At 56.7% G+C, this 17,366-nt stretch carries 15 protein-coding genes and 1 other RNA gene; 10 read left to right on the top strand and 6 right to left on the bottom strand.

Going from position 1 to position 17,366, the window contains the following annotated elements; genetic code table 11:
• Positions 1 to 4: 4 nt before the first annotated feature.
• The gene (gene argP, locus ACSIPU_RS25810; protein WP_004105608.1) at positions 5 to 898 is read right to left on the bottom strand and encodes a DNA-binding transcriptional regulator ArgP; all 894 of its coding nucleotides are present in this window, start codon (positions 896 to 898) and stop codon (positions 5 to 7) included.
• A 169-nt stretch (positions 899 to 1,067) separates the two neighbouring features.
• On the opposite strand from argP, the gene rpiA reads away from it, so the two are divergent.
• On the top strand, positions 1,068 to 1,727 hold the full coding sequence (rpiA, locus tag ACSIPU_RS25805) for a ribose-5-phosphate isomerase RpiA (RefSeq protein WP_004105606.1): 660 nt from the start codon (positions 1,068 to 1,070) through the stop codon (positions 1,725 to 1,727).
• Between the two features lie 269 nt (positions 1,728 to 1,996).
• Complete coding sequence (gene serA / locus ACSIPU_RS25800; protein ID WP_004105602.1) at positions 1,997 to 3,229, top strand: phosphoglycerate dehydrogenase; 1,233 nt, start codon at positions 1,997 to 1,999, stop codon at positions 3,227 to 3,229.
• Positions 3,230 to 3,604: 375 nt separating this feature from the next.
• On the opposite strand, the gene ACSIPU_RS25795 is transcribed toward serA, so the two are convergent.
• The 3 genes from ACSIPU_RS25795 to zapA all read right to left on the bottom strand — a co-directional run bounded on the left by ACSIPU_RS25795 (position 3,605) and on the right by zapA (position 4,856).
• Positions 3,605 to 4,201, bottom strand: a complete 597-nt coding sequence (locus tag ACSIPU_RS25795) for a 5-formyltetrahydrofolate cyclo-ligase (RefSeq protein WP_016809852.1) — start codon at positions 4,199 to 4,201, stop codon at positions 3,605 to 3,607.
• A 100-nt stretch (positions 4,202 to 4,301) separates the two neighbouring features.
• A non-coding RNA gene (gene ssrS / locus ACSIPU_RS25790) (6S RNA) lies at positions 4,302 to 4,485 on the bottom strand.
• Positions 4,486 to 4,526: 41 nt separating this feature from the next.
• Positions 4,527 to 4,856, bottom strand: a complete 330-nt coding sequence (gene zapA / locus ACSIPU_RS25785; protein ID WP_004105598.1) for a cell division protein ZapA — start codon at positions 4,854 to 4,856, stop codon at positions 4,527 to 4,529.
• A 165-nt stretch (positions 4,857 to 5,021) separates the two neighbouring features.
• On the opposite strand from zapA, the gene ACSIPU_RS25780 reads away from it, so the two are divergent.
• The 8 genes from ACSIPU_RS25780 (at position 5,022) to ACSIPU_RS25745 (ending at position 15,082) form a co-directional block, all read left to right on the top strand.
• A complete protein-coding gene (locus ACSIPU_RS25780) occupies positions 5,022 to 5,600 on the top strand; it encodes a YecA/YgfB family protein (RefSeq protein ID WP_016809851.1) in 579 nt (192 codons plus the stop codon).
• A 28-nt stretch (positions 5,601 to 5,628) separates the two neighbouring features.
• Positions 5,629 to 6,945 (top strand): Xaa-Pro aminopeptidase, encoded by a 1,317-nt coding sequence (gene pepP / locus ACSIPU_RS25775; protein WP_004105594.1) that lies wholly within the window; start codon positions 5,629 to 5,631, stop codon positions 6,943 to 6,945.
• Entirely contained in the window at positions 6,942 to 8,120 is a 1,179-nt protein-coding gene (gene ubiH / locus ACSIPU_RS25770) for a 2-octaprenyl-6-methoxyphenyl hydroxylase (RefSeq protein ID WP_016809849.1), read from the top strand. The genes pepP and ubiH overlap by 4 nt, the downstream gene beginning before the upstream one ends.
• Positions 8,121 to 8,130: 10 nt before the next feature.
• Positions 8,131 to 9,333, top strand: coding sequence for an FAD-dependent 2-octaprenylphenol hydroxylase (ubiI, locus tag ACSIPU_RS25765; protein WP_004115291.1), 1,203 nt, complete (start codon positions 8,131 to 8,133; stop codon positions 9,331 to 9,333).
• A 420-nt stretch (positions 9,334 to 9,753) separates the two neighbouring features.
• Positions 9,754 to 10,848: a glycine cleavage system aminomethyltransferase GcvT gene (gene gcvT / locus ACSIPU_RS25760; protein ID WP_049094377.1), complete on the top strand. Its 1,095-nt coding sequence runs from the start codon at positions 9,754 to 9,756 to the stop codon at positions 10,846 to 10,848.
• Between the two features lie 22 nt (positions 10,849 to 10,870).
• Positions 10,871 to 11,260: a glycine cleavage system protein GcvH gene (gcvH, locus tag ACSIPU_RS25755; protein ID WP_004105585.1), complete on the top strand. Its 390-nt coding sequence runs from the start codon at positions 10,871 to 10,873 to the stop codon at positions 11,258 to 11,260.
• Between the two features lie 144 nt (positions 11,261 to 11,404).
• Positions 11,405 to 14,278 carry an aminomethyl-transferring glycine dehydrogenase gene (gene gcvP, locus ACSIPU_RS25750; protein WP_023321616.1) on the top strand — a complete coding sequence of 958 codons (2,874 nt, stop codon included), beginning with the start codon at positions 11,405 to 11,407 and terminating at the stop codon, positions 14,276 to 14,278.
• A gap of 60 nt (positions 14,279 to 14,338) precedes the next feature.
• Complete coding sequence (locus ACSIPU_RS25745) at positions 14,339 to 15,082, top strand: SDR family oxidoreductase (protein WP_004105581.1); 744 nt, start codon at positions 14,339 to 14,341, stop codon at positions 15,080 to 15,082.
• Between the two features lie 109 nt (positions 15,083 to 15,191).
• Here the strand turns inward: ACSIPU_RS25745 and ACSIPU_RS25740 are convergent, their stop codons facing one another.
• Both ACSIPU_RS25740 and ACSIPU_RS25735 read right to left on the bottom strand, forming a co-directional pair.
• Positions 15,192 to 15,683: a protein disulfide oxidoreductase gene (locus ACSIPU_RS25740; RefSeq protein WP_004105578.1), complete on the bottom strand. Its 492-nt coding sequence runs from the start codon at positions 15,681 to 15,683 to the stop codon at positions 15,192 to 15,194.
• Between the two features lie 187 nt (positions 15,684 to 15,870).
• Complete coding sequence (locus ACSIPU_RS25735; protein WP_004105576.1) at positions 15,871 to 17,304, bottom strand: 6-phospho-beta-glucosidase; 1,434 nt, start codon at positions 17,302 to 17,304, stop codon at positions 15,871 to 15,873.
• Positions 17,305 to 17,366 lie beyond the last annotated feature (62 nt).

Here is a 17,366-nt window from a genome sequence, read left to right as displayed (position 1 = left end):
AGGCTTAATCTTGTCTCAACACTTTATGGCCATAATCGATCAGCGCATCGGTCACCCGGCGCATCATACGGCTTTCCGGCGCAAAACGGTGCCAGTAGAGCATCCGGCGCTGGAACAGGCCCGGCGTGAGATTAATAAGTTCGCCGCTGTTCAGCTCTCGCTCAATTTGCAGATGCGGAATCATACAGCAGGTTGTCCCCTGGCGGGCCAGCTGCACAAAGGCTTCCGAAGAGTTCACGATATGGCAGGGAACGCTGCCCGGCGGCAAATCGAAGTTCTGCTGTAAAAAGGCCTGGTGCATATCATCGAGATGATCGAATGCCACCACCGGCGCTTTGAGCAGCGCCGAGCGGGTCACCCCATTGGGGAAATAGCGCTGGGCAAACTCTTTCGAGGCGACGAACAGATAGTCGAGGGCGCCGAGCTGATCGACCAGGCAGCTTGGCAGCGCCTGCGGCTGGATACTGACCGCGCCGACGACTTCACCGCGGCGCAGGCGTTCCTGGGTTCGGGTCTCGTCCTCCACCTGTAGGTTCAGGCGAATAGGGGAGTCGGAAAGCACGCTGGAGAGCGCGGGCAATAGCCAGGTGGCGAGACTGTCGGCGTTGACCGCCAGCGACAGCAGCAGCGGCGTTGAGCCGGTTTGTTCATCGCCCAGCCACTCCTCTTCCAGCAGTTCAACCTGGCGCAGCAGGGCCAGCAGCTTTTGCCCCTGTTCGGTGGGACGCGGCGGTACGGTGCGTACCAGCAGCGGTTGTCCAAACATGTTTTCCAGCTGTTTGATGCGCTGAGAGACGGCGGACTGCGTAATACAAAGCTTCTGCGCGGCGCGCTCAAACCCTCGTTCCCTGATTACCGCGTCCAGCGCCTGTAGTGTTCTGTAGTCCGGTCGTTTCATTGCTCTGGCGTGCCCCCTAATACTTTTCGTTAACTCGCACTATGACATAAATTTGTTTTTGATGAAGATGAAAAAATGGCGACTGCGTTGTGTGATCGCCGTCGCAGGGACAATGACCCCCCTGATGTTCTATAATGCGCCACAGGAATTCACATCTCGGACCATAATCATGACGCAAGATGAACTGAAAAAAGCAGTAGGCTGGGCGGCATTGCAGTATGTACAACCGGGCACCATCGTTGGGGTCGGCACGGGCTCCACGGCGGCGCATTTTATTGATGCGCTGGGCACCATGAAAGGTCAGATTGAAGGCGCGGTTTCCAGCTCTGATGCCTCTACTGAAAAACTGAAAAGCCTCGGTATTACGGTTTTTGATCTTAACAGCGTTGACCGTCTTGGCATCTATGTCGACGGCGCTGATGAAATCAACGGCCATATGCAAATGATTAAAGGCGGCGGCGCGGCGCTGACGCGCGAGAAGATTATCGCTTCGGTCGCTGACAAATTTATCTGTATCGCTGATGCTTCCAAGCAGGTGGACATCCTGGGTAAATTCCCGCTGCCGGTGGAAGTGATCCCGATGGCGCGCAGCGCCGTGGCGCGTCAGCTGGTTAAGCTGGGCGGCCGTCCGGAGTACCGCCAGGGCGTCGTGACCGATAACGGCAACGTGATCCTCGATGTGTATGGTCTGGAAATCCTGGACGCTATTGCGCTGGAAAATACCATTAACGGTATCCCGGGCGTCGTGACCGTCGGCCTGTTCGCCAATCGTGGCGCAGACGTCGCGCTGATTGGCACCGCTGATGGTGTAAAAACTATCACTAAATAGACCAATCCGAGGGAGCGAATGGCTCCCTCGCAAATATTTTTTCTCCAGGCCTATTTTGGTGACTTCTGTCACATTTATGCGCCTTGTCTTAGTAACAACCTACCTTTCTTTTACTTTCTGGTGTTTTGTCCTGCAATTTCCCTCTGATTGATATTTCTTCCGGTTGTCGACGCAAACGTTCATATTGCCGCAATAGTTTTTTTTGATATGTTGCTGAGAAGAACTTTCGTTCCGCACGACATCAGTTAAGACAAAAACAGGACGGGGAAATGGCTAAGGTATCACTGGAAAAAGACAAAATTAAATTTCTGCTGGTTGAAGGTGTGCATCAAAAAGCGGTGGACAGCCTCCGCGCAGCAGGCTACACCAATATCGAATTTCACAAAGGCGCGCTGGACAGCGAAGAGCTGAAAGCGTCCATTCGTGATGCCCATTTCATCGGCCTGCGTTCCCGTACTCATCTGACTGAAGAGATCTTCGCGGCGGCGGAAAAACTGGTTGCGGTTGGCTGCTTCTGTATCGGTACTAATCAGGTTGACTTAAATGCGGCGGCAAAACGCGGTATTCCGGTATTTAACGCCCCGTTCTCTAATACCCGTTCCGTTGCGGAGCTGGTGATCGGCGAGCTGCTGCTCATGCTACGCGGCGTGCCGGCGGCAAACGCCAAAGCGCACCGCGGCGTATGGAACAAGCTGGCGGTTGGCAGCTTTGAAGCACGCGGCAAAAAGCTGGGTATTATCGGCTATGGTCACATCGGTACGCAGCTGGGCATTCTTGCCGAATCGTTGGGGATGCACGTCTATTTCTACGATATTGAAAGCAAACTGCCGTTGGGTAACGCGACTCAGGTACAGCATCTCTCCGATCTGTTGAACATGAGCGATGTGGTAAGCCTGCACGTGCCGGAAAATGCCTCAACGAAGAATATGATTGGCGCGGAAGAGCTGGCGCTGATGAAACCGGGTGCGCTGCTGATCAACGCCTCACGCGGTACCGTGGTAGATATTCCGGCGCTGTGCGATGCGCTGGCGAGCAAGCACCTGGCGGGCGCGGCGATCGACGTGTTCCCGACCGAACCGGCGACCAACAGCGATCCGTTCAACTCTCCGCTGTGTGAGTTCGACAACGTTATCCTGACCCCGCATATTGGCGGCTCAACTCAGGAAGCGCAGGAAAACATCGGTCTGGAAGTGGCGGGCAAGCTGGCGAAATACTCCGATAACGGTTCTACGCTCTCGGCGGTGAACTTCCCGGAAGTGTCGCTGCCGCTGCACGGCGGGCGCCGTCTGCTGCATATCCATGAAAACCGTCCGGGCGTTCTGACCGCGATTAACCAGATTTTCGCCGCGCAGGGCATTAACATTGCGGCGCAGTATCTGCAGACCACTCCGCAAATGGGCTACGTGGTCATTGATATTGAAGCCGAAGAAGATGTGGCGCAGGCTGCGCTGCAGGCGATGAAGGCTATTCCTGGTACCATCCGCGCCCGTCTGCTGTTCTAACTCCTTTTATGCCAGCGGGCAGGTCATCGACCTGCCCCTTTTCTCCTGCTAGACCCTTCTGCAATTTCCCGTCGCCACCCAAAGCTTGCGAGTCTTGCCGCAAACGGCGATTAAAACCGTCGGATGTCGTTGTGCCTGAAAGAAAGGTATTTACGATAAAGACTCAGCGTGGGGCTGAAACGGGAAAGCCCCTACCGAGGCAGGGGCTCTAAAAGGAAAGGGACGATGATGAGACTCTTCATCATGCTGCTTATCCTGTTAATCATCGCCTGGCCAGCATATTAACAGAGAGAATGCAGGAGGGAGGTTCGCCTCCCTCACCCTTTACCCAGGAATTTAGGTGAAAAAAACAGCAATGTCAATTGTTCGGACGTTTTACCAGAGCCAGGTTTTTGACGGCGTGATGACCGCTGGCAGCGGGATATCCCACTGCTCCGTTGGCAGCGCGTCGACCTGCTGGCAATCATGCGCGTAGCCGACCGGCTGCAGGCGATGCTGCCGCCAGTTTTGCAGCGTCCGGTCGTAAAATCCGCCGCCCATACCCAGGCGCTGTCCGGCGGCATCAAATGCTACCAGCGGCGTTACCAGCACATCCAGCTGGCTAAGCGGGAGGACATCGCGCACGTCGAGTTTCGGTTCGCGGATTTTCAGACGATTCACCACCAGCTCGCTGCTTGGGTGGTAGTGCAGAAACAGAAGATTGCCGGGGCTGAACGGATGAAGCACGGGGAGATAAACCCGTTTGCCTGCCCGCCAGAGCTGGTCAATAAGCGGCAGCGTATCCAGCTCGCCATCAAACGAAAGAAATACCGCGACCGTCTGCGCGAGCAGAACCGGCGGATAAGCCATCATTCTGTCCGCCGCCTGGAGGGCGAACTGCGTTTGCTGCTCCGGCGTTAACGCGCGTCGGCGCTGGCGGATCTGCTGGCGAATTTGCTGTCTGGTATAGGGGGCATCTGGCAATAGGGTCATACCTGAGTCTCATCGGTGAGCAAACGATACAAACAGGCGTAGTCTAATACACGACGGTAAAAGCCGAAAATTAACTTATGGGGGATAAAACGAAAGGAAGGGAATCTCCGAGATGCCGCCGCAGGCTGTAACCCTTGAACCCTTGGTTCAAGGTGAATGTGTCGTCACAGTTTTAAGGCTTCTCGGACGGACCGAGCATGCTCACCAACCGTGGAGCGCCACATTCTTGTGGTATGAAATATCGGCTCAGGGGACTGGCCCGCTTGCAAACATCTCAGAGAAATTTTGTTCTTGCGATTACTCTAACACAGTTAAATGCAAAGTGTTATTCAAACTTCTGCCCGGGTCTTTCGCTTATGCGACCTTGCTCAAGCAATGCTTGCTCGATGGTCTGCTGAAGCATCCGAATACGCTGTTCCATGCTGGCGGCGTAGTCGCGGGTTTTCGCTTTTTCCTGAGTCAACTCATAGCTGATGTTCAACGCGGCGATGAAGACCAGCTGCTCAGTATTTGTGACTCTAGTGCGTTCTTTTAAATCTTGCAACCGCTGATTCAGGTCGTCAGCTGCCTGGTTCAGGGCATCCCTTTGTTCAGGCGGGCAATTCACTCGCAGTGAACGGCCAAAAATTTGGAGATCTACGGGTTGTGCAGACATGCCACCTTCCTGCTGATTGACTGCGCGGCCTTCACGCCCTGGGAGGGTCTGCGAAGGGGCGACACTATAGCTACCCTGGTTCTAAGATACAAGCCCTATTCTGGTTCACCAGGGTCCAAAGTGGTAGCATATCATGAATATTCCTCCCAACGATGACGAATGCGCATGTCTATACAGAACGAAATGCCTGGTTACAACGCTGTAGACCAGTTACTGAACCAACAAGGGGTAGGATTAACCCCTGCCGAAATGCACGGTCTGATCAGCGGGATCCTGTGCGGCGGCAATAAAGACAGCAGCTGGCAGCCGTTGGTGCACGACCTGACCAACGAAGGCCTGGCTTTTGGGCATGAGCTGGCGCAGTCGCTGCGTAACATGCATTCCGCCACCAGTGATTCGCTGGAGGACGACGGCTTCTTATTCCAGCTCTACCTCCCGGATGGCGATGAGGTGAGCGTGTTCGATCGCGCCGATGCGCTGGCGGGTTGGGTGAACCATTTTCTGCTTGGGCTGGGCGTAACGCAGCCCAAGCTGGATAAAGTCAAAGACGAAACGGGTGAAGCCATCGACGATCTGCGCAATATTGCTCAGCTCGGGTATGACGAAGACGAGGATCAGGAAGAGCTCGAAATGTCTCTGGAAGAGATTATCGAATACGTACGCGTTGCCGCGTTGCTGTGTCACGACACTTTCTCTCTCCAGAAACCCACTGCGCCGGAAGTGCAAAAACCGACGCTACACTAATTAATCATTAAATCGTTCAGGGGGCGTCATGACTCAGCAGGAATTTCTCTCTCGTCGCCAGGCTCTACTGGCGCAGATGCAGCCAGGCAGCGCCGCGTTAATTTTTGCCGCGCCGGAAGCGGTACGCAGCGCAGATTCGGAATATCCCTACCGCCAGAGCAGCGATTTTTGGTACTTCACCGGCTTTAATGAGCCTGAAGCGCTGCTGGTATTGATTAAAAGCGATGAGACGCATAACCACAGCGTGTTGTTTAACCGCGTGCGCGATCTGACTGCTGAAATCTGGTTTGGCCGACGCCTTGGGCAGGATGCCGCGCCTGAGAAGCTGGGCGTCGATCGCGCGCTGGCATTTAGTGAAATCAATCAGCAGCTGTTCCAGCTCCTTAACGGCCTCGATGCTATCTATTTTGCGCAGGGCGAATATGCCTACGCCGACGAAATCGTGTTCAACGCGCTGGAAAAACTGCGCAAAGGCGTGCGGCAGAATCTGCAGGCGCCAAACTCGGTCATTGACTGGCGGCCGATGGTGCATGAGATGCGCCTGTTTAAGTCGGCGGAAGAGCTGGAGGTGATGCGCCGCGCAGGCGAGATCTCCGCCCTTGCGCATACCCGCGCCATGGAAAAATGTCGTCCGGGGATGTTTGAATATCATCTGGAAGGCGAGATCCTCCACGAGTTCAACCGTCACGGCGCGCGCTATCCCTCTTACAACACCATCGTGGGCAGCGGCGAAAATGGCTGCATCCTGCACTACACCGAAAACGAAAGCGAACTGCGCGATGGGGATCTGGTGCTGATTGACGCAGGCTGCGAATATCGCGGCTATGCGGGCGATATCACCCGAACCTTCCCGGTAAACGGCAAGTTTAGCCCGGCGCAGCGCGAGATTTACGATATCGTTCTTGAGTCTCTGGAAACCTCGCTGAAGCTTTATCGCCCCGGCACCTCCATTAACGAGGTTAATCAGCAGGTAGTGCGGATCATGATTACCGGCCTGGTGCGTTTGGGGATCCTGAAAGGTGAAATTGATGAGCTAATTGCTAATAACGCTCATCGTCCTTTCTTTATGCATGGCCTGAGCCACTGGCTGGGGCTCGACGTACATGATGTCGGCAACTATGACGTCGACCGCTCGCGTATTCTCGAACCGGGAATGGTGCTGACCGTGGAACCGGGGCTGTATATCGCGATGGATGCCGACGTCCCGGCCCAGTACCGCGGCATCGGCATTCGTATTGAAGACGACATCGTCATTACTGAAGACGGTAATGAAAACCTCACCGCTGGCGTAGTGAAAAAAGCGGATGATATCGAGGCGCTGATGGCGGCGGCGCGCCAGCTATGAGCGTACTGATCGTTGGCGGCGGAATGACCGGCGCGACGCTGGCGCTGGCAATATCTCGTCTGACCGGCGGCAAGCTGCCGGTGCACCTGATTGAAGCAACAGCGCCGGAATCTGCCCGGCATCCGGGCTTTGACGCCCGGGCAATCGCACTTGCTGCCGGCACCTGTCAGCAGCTGGCTCGCGTTGATATCTGGCAGGAAATTGCCGACCGCGCCACGGCTATTCAGCGCGTTCACGTCAGCGATCGCGGTCACGCCGGGTTTGTGACGCTCGAGGCTAAGGACTATGGGCTGGCGGCGCTGGGGCAGGTGGTTGAGCTGCACGACGTCGGCCAACGCTTGTTTGCCCAGCTGCGTAAAGCGCCGGGCGTGACGCTACACTGTCCGGCAAAAGTGGAAAATGTTAGCCGCAGTGAAGAGAGCGTAAGCCTGGTTCTGGACAACGGCGAAACGCTCAGCGGTAAACTGCTGGTCGCGGCCGATGGCTCGCGCTCAACGCTCGGGGCCCGCTGCGGTATCAGCTGGCAGCAAGAGCCCTATGAACAGCTGGCGATTATTGCCAACGTCAGTACCGCTGTGCCGCACAACGGGCGCGCCTTCGAGCGTTTTACCCAACACGGCCCGCTGGCGATGCTGCCCATGTCGCAGGGCCGCTGCTCCCTGGTGTGGTGTCATCCGCAGTCGCGGCAAGAAGAGGTTCTGAGCTGGTCGGACGAACGCTTCTGTCATGAACTTCAGCAGGCATTCGGCTGGCGTCTTGGCCGGATCGTCCAGGCAGGCAAGCGCAGCGCGTATCCGCTCTCGCTCACCCGAGCTACCCGCACCATTGCCCATCGTCTGGCGCTGGTCGGCAATGCGGCGCAAACGCTGCATCCTATTGCCGGACAGGGTTTTAACCTTGGCCTGCGCGACGTGATGAGCCTGGCGGAAATGCTGGCGCAGACGCATGCCGAAGGAGAGGATCCGGGTGGCTATTCGCTACTGAGCCGCTATCAGGCCCGCCGCGCCGCAGATAAAGCCGCCACCGTCGGTGTGACCGATGGGCTGGTGCATCTGTTCGCTAATCGCTGGGCGCCGCTGGTGGCGGGGCGCAACGCAGGCCTGATGGCGATGGAATTATTTACCCCGGCGCGCGATGCGCTGGCGCAGCGTACCCTCGGTTGGGTCCCCCGTTAAGGAGTGAAACGTGCAAAGTGTTGATGTCGCTATTGTTGGCGGTGGAATGGTGGGGCTGGCGGTTGCCTGTGGTTTGCAGGGCAGTGGATTGCGCGTCGCCGTGCTGGAGCAGGCCGCGCCGCAGCCGTTAAGCGCGGATGCGCCGCCGGCGCTGCGGGTGTCGGCAATTAATGCCGCCAGCGAGAAGCTGCTGAACAAACTGGGCGTCTGGGAGGACATAGTCGCCCGGCGCGCCAGCTGCTACCACGGTATGGAAGTGTGGGACAAAGACAGTTTTGGCCGTATCAGCTTTGATGACCAGAGCATGGGCTTTAGCCACCTTGGGCATATTATTGAAAACGCCGTGGTGCATCATGTTCTGTGGCAAAAAGCGCAGCGCTGTGCTGACGTCACGCTACTGGCCCCGGCGCAGCTGCAGCAGGTCGCGTGGGGCGAGAATGAGGCCTTTCTTAGCCTGCAGGACGGCAGCATGTTAACCGCCCGGCTGGTGGTTGGCGCCGATGGCGCCAATTCGTGGTTGCGTAATAAAGCCGATATCCCGCTGACCTTTTGGGATTATCAACATCATGCGCTGGTTGCCACTATTCGCACCGAAGAGCCGCACGAAGCGGTGGCGCGTCAGGTATTTCACGGCGATGGTATTCTGGCGTTCCTGCCGTTAAGCGATCCTCATCTCTGTTCTATTGTCTGGTCGTTGTCTCCTGAAGAGGCGGAACGAATGCGGCAGGCAGACGAGGCCGCTTTTAATCAGGCGCTGAATATTGCCTTCGATAACCGTCTGGGTTTGTGTTCCGTAGAGAGCGAACGTCAGGTTTTTCCGCTCACCGGCCGCTACGCGCGGCAGTTTGCCGCCCACCGTCTGGCGCTGGTTGGCGATGCCGCCCATACCATTCATCCGCTGGCGGGGCAGGGCGTTAATCTTGGCTTTATGGATGCCGCCGAACTGATTGATGAGCTGAAGCGCCTGCATGCGCAGGGCAAGGACATCGGCCAGCATCTCTATCTGCGTCGCTATGAGCGCAGCCGCAAGCACAGCGCTGCGGTGATGCTCGCAGGGATGCAGGGCTTCCGCGACATGTTCTCCGGCAGCCATCCGGCGAAAAAGCTGCTGCGCGATATTGGACTCAAGCTGGCGGATACTCTCCCTGGCGTGAAGCCGCAGCTTATTCGACAAGCAATGGGGCTAAACGATCTCCCGGCCTGGTTACGTTAAGTACGTCACACTTCTCTCTCCCGGCCTGCGCGCCGGGTTTTCCCTCTCATTTGAAATAATCTAATTTCACCTCTTTTTTCGCATTAGTTTTATTAATGTCACCTTTTTTTTGTTATAGAAATTAGGCTCATCTTTTCGCAGAAAATATCATCATGCTCTGCTTTTTTAACGCTGTTGTTTGTTTTTGTGCGGGCTTAATCGCTTTTTTGTAGGTAAAAATTCTGTAGCCTCTTCGGGTGATTTTGGTCATAAGCTAATGTGATGTCCTGACCGGGCTTATGGTTTAGTGCGGATATCGGTGGTAAGTTCAGGCCAAAGAGAACGTTTGCGTCGGCATCCGTTTGCGATGCTGGCGGCGCGTTTCGTGGCGCAATATTGGCAAAAATAGTGGCTGGTTCCGTTTTATTCGATGAGGAAAAGATGGCTCAACAGACTCCGTTGTTTGAACAACACACGCTATGCGGCGCGCGCATGGTGGATTTCCATGGCTGGATGATGCCGCTGCATTACGGATCCCAGATCGATGAGCACCATGCGGTACGCGGTGATGCCGGAATGTTCGATGTGTCGCACATGACCATCGTTGATTTTCACGGCAGCCGAATTCGCGAGTTCCTGCGCTATTTGCTGGCTAACGACGTGGCGAAGCTCACCATCCCGGGCAAAGCGCTCTATAGCGGCATGCTGACCGCCTCTGGCGGCGTCATTGACGACCTGATTGTTTATTTCCTTTCTGAAGATTATTTCCGCCTCGTTGTTAACTCCGCCACCCGTGAAAAAGACCTCGCCTGGATCACCCAGCAGTCTGAATCCTATGGTCTTGAAATGACCGTGCGTGACGATCTTTCCCTGATCGCTGTACAAGGTCCAAAGGCAAAAGAGAAAGCGGCGACGCTGTTTACCGACGCGCAGCGCCAGGCTGTAGAAGGCATGAAGCCTTTCTTTGGCGTGCAGGCGGGCGATCTGTTTATTGCAACCACCGGCTATACCGGCGAAGCGGGTTATGAAATCGCGCTGCCGAACGAGCAGGCGGTGGATTTCTGGCGCGGCCTGCTGGACGCGGGCGTTAAGCCGTGCGGCCTTGGCGCGCGCGATACGCTGCGTCTGGAAGCGGGAATGAATCTTTATGGCCAGGAGATGGACGAAGGCGTCTCTCCGCTGGCGGCTAACATGGGCTGGACCATTGCCTGGGAGCCTGCTGACCGTGACTTTATCGGGCGTGAGGCGCTGGAACTCCAGCGTGAAAAAGGCTCCGAACAGCTGGTCGGTCTGGTGATGACCGAGAAAGGCGTTCTGCGCGGCGGCCTGCCGGTACGCTTCAGCGATGCCGAGGGCAATCAGAAAGAAGGCATTATCACCAGCGGGACCTTCTCCCCGACGCTGGGCTACAGTATTGCCCTGGCGCGCGTACCGGAAGGCATCGGTGAAACCGCCGTGGTGCAGATTCGCAACCGCGAAATGCCGGTCAAAGTGACGAAACCCGTTTTTGTACGCAACGGCAAAGCCGTGGTGTGATTTCCCATTTGGAGATGAATTAATGAGCAACGTACCAGCAGAACTGAAATACAGCAAAGAACACGAATGGCTGCGTAAAGAAGCGGACGGTACCTATACCGTCGGAATCACCGAGCACGCGCAGGAGCTGCTTGGCGATATGGTTTTCGTTGACCTGCCTGAAGTGGGCGCCGCCGTTGAAGCGGGCGCCGACTGCGCGGTGGCCGAATCCGTCAAGGCGGCTTCCGATATCTACGCGCCAATTAGCGGCGAAATCGTTGCCGTCAATGAAGAGCTGAACGACTCACCTGAGCTGGTCAACAGCGAGCCGTACACCGGCGGCTGGATTTTTAAAATTAAAGCCAGCGATGAAGCTCAGGTTGCCGCGCTGCTGGATGCGACCGCATACGAAGCTCTGTTAGAAGACGAATAAATACGCATCTTCCTTCACGTAGCAGTGGCGTTGGCTTCCTGCAACGCGAATGATTTTGCATATTCTGGCCCGGTAAGCATCAGTGCTCGCCGGGCAAACCAGTCAGACAATCACGATTCACCGCACGTTCAGGAACCATCGCTCATGACCCAGACTTTAGGCCAGCTTGAAAACCGTGACGCCTTTATTGAACGTCACATCGGCCCGGACGCCCGACAGCAGCAGGAGATGCTGAATACCGTTGGCGCCGATTCGCTTAACGACCTGATTGGCCAGATTGTGCCGCAGGATATTCAGCTGGCGACGCCGCCGCAGGTGGGTGAAGCAACCACAGAATTCGCCGCGCTGGCGGAGCTGAAGGCGATTGCCGGTCGTAACAAGCGCTTCAAGTCGTACATTGGCATGGGTTACACCGCCGTGCAGCTGCCTCCGGTTATTCAGCGCAATATGCTGGAGAACCCGGGCTGGTATACCGCCTACACGCCTTATCAGCCGGAGGTTTCCCAGGGTCGCCTGGAATCACTGCTGAACTTTCAGCAGGTAACGCTCGACCTGACCGGTCTGGATATTGCTTCGGCCTCGCTGCTGGACGAAGCCACTGCCGCCGCGGAAGCGATGGCAATGGCCAAACGCGTGAGCAAACTGAAAAACGCTAACCGTTTCTTTGTTGCCGCCGATGTTCATCCGCAGACGCTGGACGTGGTGCGCACCCGCGCGGAAACCTTTGGTTTCGATGTGATTGTCGATGATGCGGAGAAAGCCCTCGACCATCAGGACGTCTTCGGCGTGCTGCTGCAGCAGGTAGGGACGACCGGCGAGGTTCATGATTACAGCAAACTGATTGCTGATCTGAAAGCGCGCAAAGTGATTGTCAGCGTCGCAGCCGATTTTATGGCGCTGGTTCTGCTGACGGCTCCGGGCAAGCAGGGCGCGGACATTGTGTTTGGCTCCGCCCAGCGCTTCGGCGTACCTATGGGCTACGGCGGCCCGCACGCGGCGTTTTTTGCCGCAAAAGATGAATTCAAACGTTCCATGCCGGGCCGTATTATCGGCGTATCGAAAGATGCGGCGGGCAATACCGCGCTCCGCATGGCGATGCAGACCCGCGAGCAGCATATCCGCCGCGAGAAAGCGAACTCCAATATCTGTACCTCCCAGGTACTGCTGGCTAATATTGCCAGCCTGTACGCCGTGTTCCACGGCCCGGCCGGCCTGAAGCGTATCGCCAGCCGCATTCATCGCCTGACCGATATTCTGGCCGCAGGTCTGCAGAAAAAAGGCCTCAAGCTCCGCCATGCGCACTACTTTGACACCCTGTGCGTGGAAGTGGCTGATAAAGCGGCTGTGCTGGCGCGGGCGGAAGCGCTGCAGATCAACCTGCGTAGCGATATTCATCACGCCGTCGGGATCACGCTCGACGAAGCCACCACTCGTGAAGACGTTCTGAACCTGTTCCACGCTATCGTTGGCGACGATCGTGGCCTGGATATCGACGCTCTGGATAAAGACGTGGCTCTGGACAGCCGTTCAATCCCGGCCAGCATGCTGCGCGACGATGCGATCCTCACTCATCCGGTGTTCAACCGCTATCACAGCGAAACCGAGATGATGCGCTATATGCACGCGCTGGAGCGTAAGGATCTGGCGCTGAACCAGGCGATGATCCCGCTGGGCTCCTGCACGATGAAGCTGAATGCCGCCGCCGAGATGATCCCTATCACCTGGCCGGAATTTGCCGAACTGCATCCGTTCTGCCCGGTCGATCAGGCCGAAGGCTATCACCAGATGATCGCTCAGCTCTCCGACTGGTTGGTTAAGCTGACCGGCTATGATGCGGTATGCATGCAGCCGAACTCCGGCGCGCAGGGTGAATACGCGGGCCTGCTGGCGATTCGCCATTACCACGAGAGCCGTAACGAAGGGCATCGCGATATTTGCCTGATCCCAAGCTCCGCACACGGTACTAACCCGGCTTCCGCGCAGATGGCGGGGATGCAGGTGGTGGTGGTCGCCTGCGATAAAAACGGCAATATCGACCTGGCGGATCTGCGGGCCAAAGCCGAGCAGTATGCGGCGAACCTCTCGTGCATTATGGTCACCTATCCTTCCACCCACGGCGTCTACGAAGAGACCATCCGCGAAGTGTGCGAAGTGGTGCATCAGTTTGGCGGCCAGGTTTACCTTGACGGCGCCAATATGAACGCCCAGGTCGGCATTACCTCTCCGGGCTTTATCGGCGCGGACGTCTCGCACCTTAACCTGCATAAAACCTTCTGCATTCCGCACGGCGGCGGCGGTCCGGGGATGGGACCTATCGGCGTCAAATCGCACCTGGCGCCGTTTGTACCGGGCCACAGCGTGGTGCAAATTGAAGGCATGCTGACCCGTCAGGGCGCAGTTTCCGCCGCGCCGTTCGGCAGCGCCTCCATTCTGCCGATCAGCTGGATGTATATCCGGATGATGGGCGCAGAAGGGCTAAAACAGGCAAGCCAGATGGCGATTCTGAACGCCAACTACATTGCTACCCGTCTGAAAAACGCGTTCCCGGTGCTGTATACCGGCCGTGACGGTCGCGTGGCGCACGAATGCATTCTGGATATTCGTCCGCTGAAAGAAGAGACCGGCATCAGCGAGCTGGATATCGCTAAGAGACTGATCGATTATGGTTTCCACGCCCCTACCATGTCCTTCCCGGTCGCCGGCACGCTGATGGTGGAACCGACCGAATCGGAAAGCAAAGTGGAGCTGGACCGCTTTATCGATGCGATGCTGGCGATTCGCGGCGAGATCGACCGCGTGAAAGCCGGCGAGTGGCCGCTGGAGGATAACCCGCTGGTGAATGCGCCGCATACTCAGGGTGAACTGGTGAGCGAGTGGAACCATCCGTACGCTCGTGAACTGGCGGTGTTCCCGGCCGGGCTGAACAATAAATACTGGCCGACCGTTAAGCGTCTGGACGATGTTTACGGCGACCGCAATCTGTTCTGCTCCTGCGTACCGATGAGTGAATATCAGTAATCTGCTGATTAGGCTATTTTTTAAAGGCGCTGCGGCGCCTTTATTTTTTGGGAGAATGGTATGACGATAGCATTGGTGACGGGCGGTAGCCGCGGAATAGGTAAAGCAACGGCGCTGCTGCTGGCGCAGGAAGGCTATACCGTGGTAGTGAATTACCATCAGAATAGCGCTGCCGCGACCGACGTGGTGAATGAGATTCGCGCCTGCGGCGGCAACGCCGTTGCGCTCCGGGCGGACGTCAGCGATGAAGCACAGGTGATGGAGATGTTCGCCGCTATCGACCGCCTCGGTGAACCGCTTTCCGCGCTGGTCAATAACGCCGGGATTTTATTTACCCAGGGGACGATTGAAAGCCTTTGCGCCGAGCGAATTAACCGGGTGCTGGCCACCAATGTTACCGGCTACTTCCTTTGCTGCCGGGAGGCGGTAAAGCGGATGTCACACAAGCATGGCGGTAAAGGTGGGGCGATTGTGAATGTTTCATCCGCAGCATCGCGCCTCGGGGCGCCGGGAGAGTACGTGGATTATGCCGCTTCAAAAGGCGCGGTTGATTCCCTGACCACCGGATTGTCGCTGGAGGTCGCGGCGCAGGGCATTCGGGTTAACGGCGTGCGCCCCGGATTAATCTATACCGATATGCACGCCAGCGGCGGCGAGCCGGGACGCGTGGATCGCGTCAAGTCGATGCTGCCCATGCAGCGCGGCGGGCAGCCGGAAGAGGTGGCGCAGGCGATCGTCTGGCTACTGAGTGATAAGGCCTCCTACGTTACCGGCAGCTTCCTCGAGCTGGCGGGCGGGAGATAGCAGGCAATCCATTTCCCGGGGCGCGGCTAACGCCTTGCCCAGGGAACAAAATCGGTATATCGCAGCGAACGGGTAGCCCTGCTAAGCGCAGCGCGAGCAGGGAAATACGCTATGACGCCAGCCATAGCCGCAGGCGCATTCCCCAGTTGCTGGTCCAGCCGGTGGTGACTGACTTCACCTCACCGCGCGAGATAACGATAAGGGTCGGCGTGACCTGTACCTCCCACCCTTGGGATAGCTGACCGCTGGCGTCATTGATCGTCGGCAGCGCTATTTTTTTATGCGCCAGCCAGCGCGCCAGGGTGGCGTTATCGCCCGAACGTAACGCTACCGTCATAACATTACCGCCATCGTCGGCTAAAGCAGCCACCGACGGGGTGGTATAGCGGCATACGCTGCACCAGGTTGCCCAGACGTATAGCAATAAGGGACGCTCCTGGCTCATTGCCGCCAGATCGACCGTTCGGCCATCAAGCGTTTGCAGCGGCATGCTGGAGAAATTCTGCGGCAGTGCGGGCCTGCGTAGATAATCCACCGTCAGACTGACGGCGGCAACAATCAGGATCCATGTCAGGAGCTGTCTGAAGACTTTAAGCATCATTTTTCTACATTGTAATGCGCCGTAACGGCCGGCAGCGTGCGGCGTTGATTCACTGAGTAAACGTCAGCAGCTCAACGATTGTTGCGGTTTATCTTATCGGTTGAGGGCGCGTAAGCAACGCTAATGCTGTAAAGAAGTGTCTGTTTTGTGGGAAGTTTTGCCCCTCCCGAGGGGAGGGGCAAGATGATTACAGTTTCTCGCCGTTGCTGGCGATAACCTCTTTGTACCAGTTAAAGCTCTTTTTGCGCGAGCGGGACATATCCCCGGTGCCGTCGTCATGCTTGTTGACGTAGATGAAGCCGTAGCGCTTGCTGTACTGACCGGTTGTGAAGGAGACGCAGTCGATGCAGCCCCACGGGGTGTAGCCCATGAGTTCAACGCCATCGTAGGTCACCGCTTTGATCATCTCTTCAACGTGAGCGCGAAGATAGTCGATGCGGTAGTCGTCGTTGATGCTGCCGTCTTCTTCTACTTTATCGTACGCGCCAAAGCCGTTTTCGACGATGAACAGCGGTTTCTGATAGCGTTCATACAGTTCGCACAGCGCATAGCGCAGGCCAACCGGGTCAATTTGCCATCCCCAGTCGGAGGCTTTGACATGCGGATTGGGCACGCTGCCTTCAAAGCCGGAAATTGCGTCGCCGGTGCCGCCTTCCGCTCTCACCGCGTTGGTCATGTAGTAGCTGAAACCGAGATACGCACAGGTGCCTTCACGCAGGATTTGCGCATCGCCTTCATCCATTTTGATATTGAAACCGCGGCGTTCCCACTCGTTCAGGACGTAGCTCGGGTAGTAGCCGCGCAGCTGTACGTCGGTAAAGACGTAGCGTTCACGCATCGATTCCTGCGCAAACATCACATCTTCCGGCTTACAGGAGTACGGATAGAGAGGAACCATCGCCAGCATGCAGCCAACCTGCATTTCCGGGTTGATTTGACGCGCCGCTTTCACCGCCAGCGCGCTGGCGACGAATTGATGATGCAGCACCTGGTACATGGTCTCTTCCGGGTTTTCATGTTCGGTATAGACTACGCCGGAGCAGCAGTAGCCAAACAGCGGCGCGCGCCAGTTACGCTGGTTGTTGATCTCGTTGAAGGTCATCCAGTATTTCACTTTGTGCTTATAGCGCTCGAAGACCGTTTCGGCAAAACGCACAAAGAAATCGACCACTTTGCGGTTGGTCCAGCCGCCGTACTGCTGAACAAGATGCAGCGGCATCTCAAAGTGGGAGAGGGTGATAACCGGCTCGATGTTGTACTTCAGCAGTTCATCGAACATGTCATCGTAAAATTTTAGCCCTTCTTCATTTGGCTGGGTTTCGTCGCCTTGCGGAAAGATGCGCGTCCAGGCGATGGAAGTACGGAAGCACTTGAAGCCCATCTCGGCGAACAGCTTGATGTCTTCTTTATAGCGGCCGTGGAAGTCGATGGCTTCGTGGTTGGGGTAGTATTTACCCGGCTCGACCTGCTGGGTTATCTCACGCGGTACGCCGTGCGCGCCGCCGGTTAGCACGTCGCAGATGCTCGGGCCTTTGCCGTCTTTATTCCAGCCGCCTTCAACCTGATGTGCGGCGACCGCACCGCCCCATAAAAAGTCTTTTGGTAAAGGGATTTTTTTCATCTTTGCTCATCTCGTCATAATGGCTGTTGGCTGCGAGTCTAACAAAGGGAATATAAATGTCA

It is taken from the genome of Klebsiella sp. HN106, from assembly GCF_051209435.1.
GTDB classification, from domain to species: domain Bacteria; phylum Pseudomonadota; class Gammaproteobacteria; order Enterobacterales; family Enterobacteriaceae; genus Klebsiella; species Klebsiella oxytoca.
The sequence above is the reverse complement of the archived record's forward strand: the minus strand, read 5'-3'. Positions and strand labels throughout refer to the sequence as shown.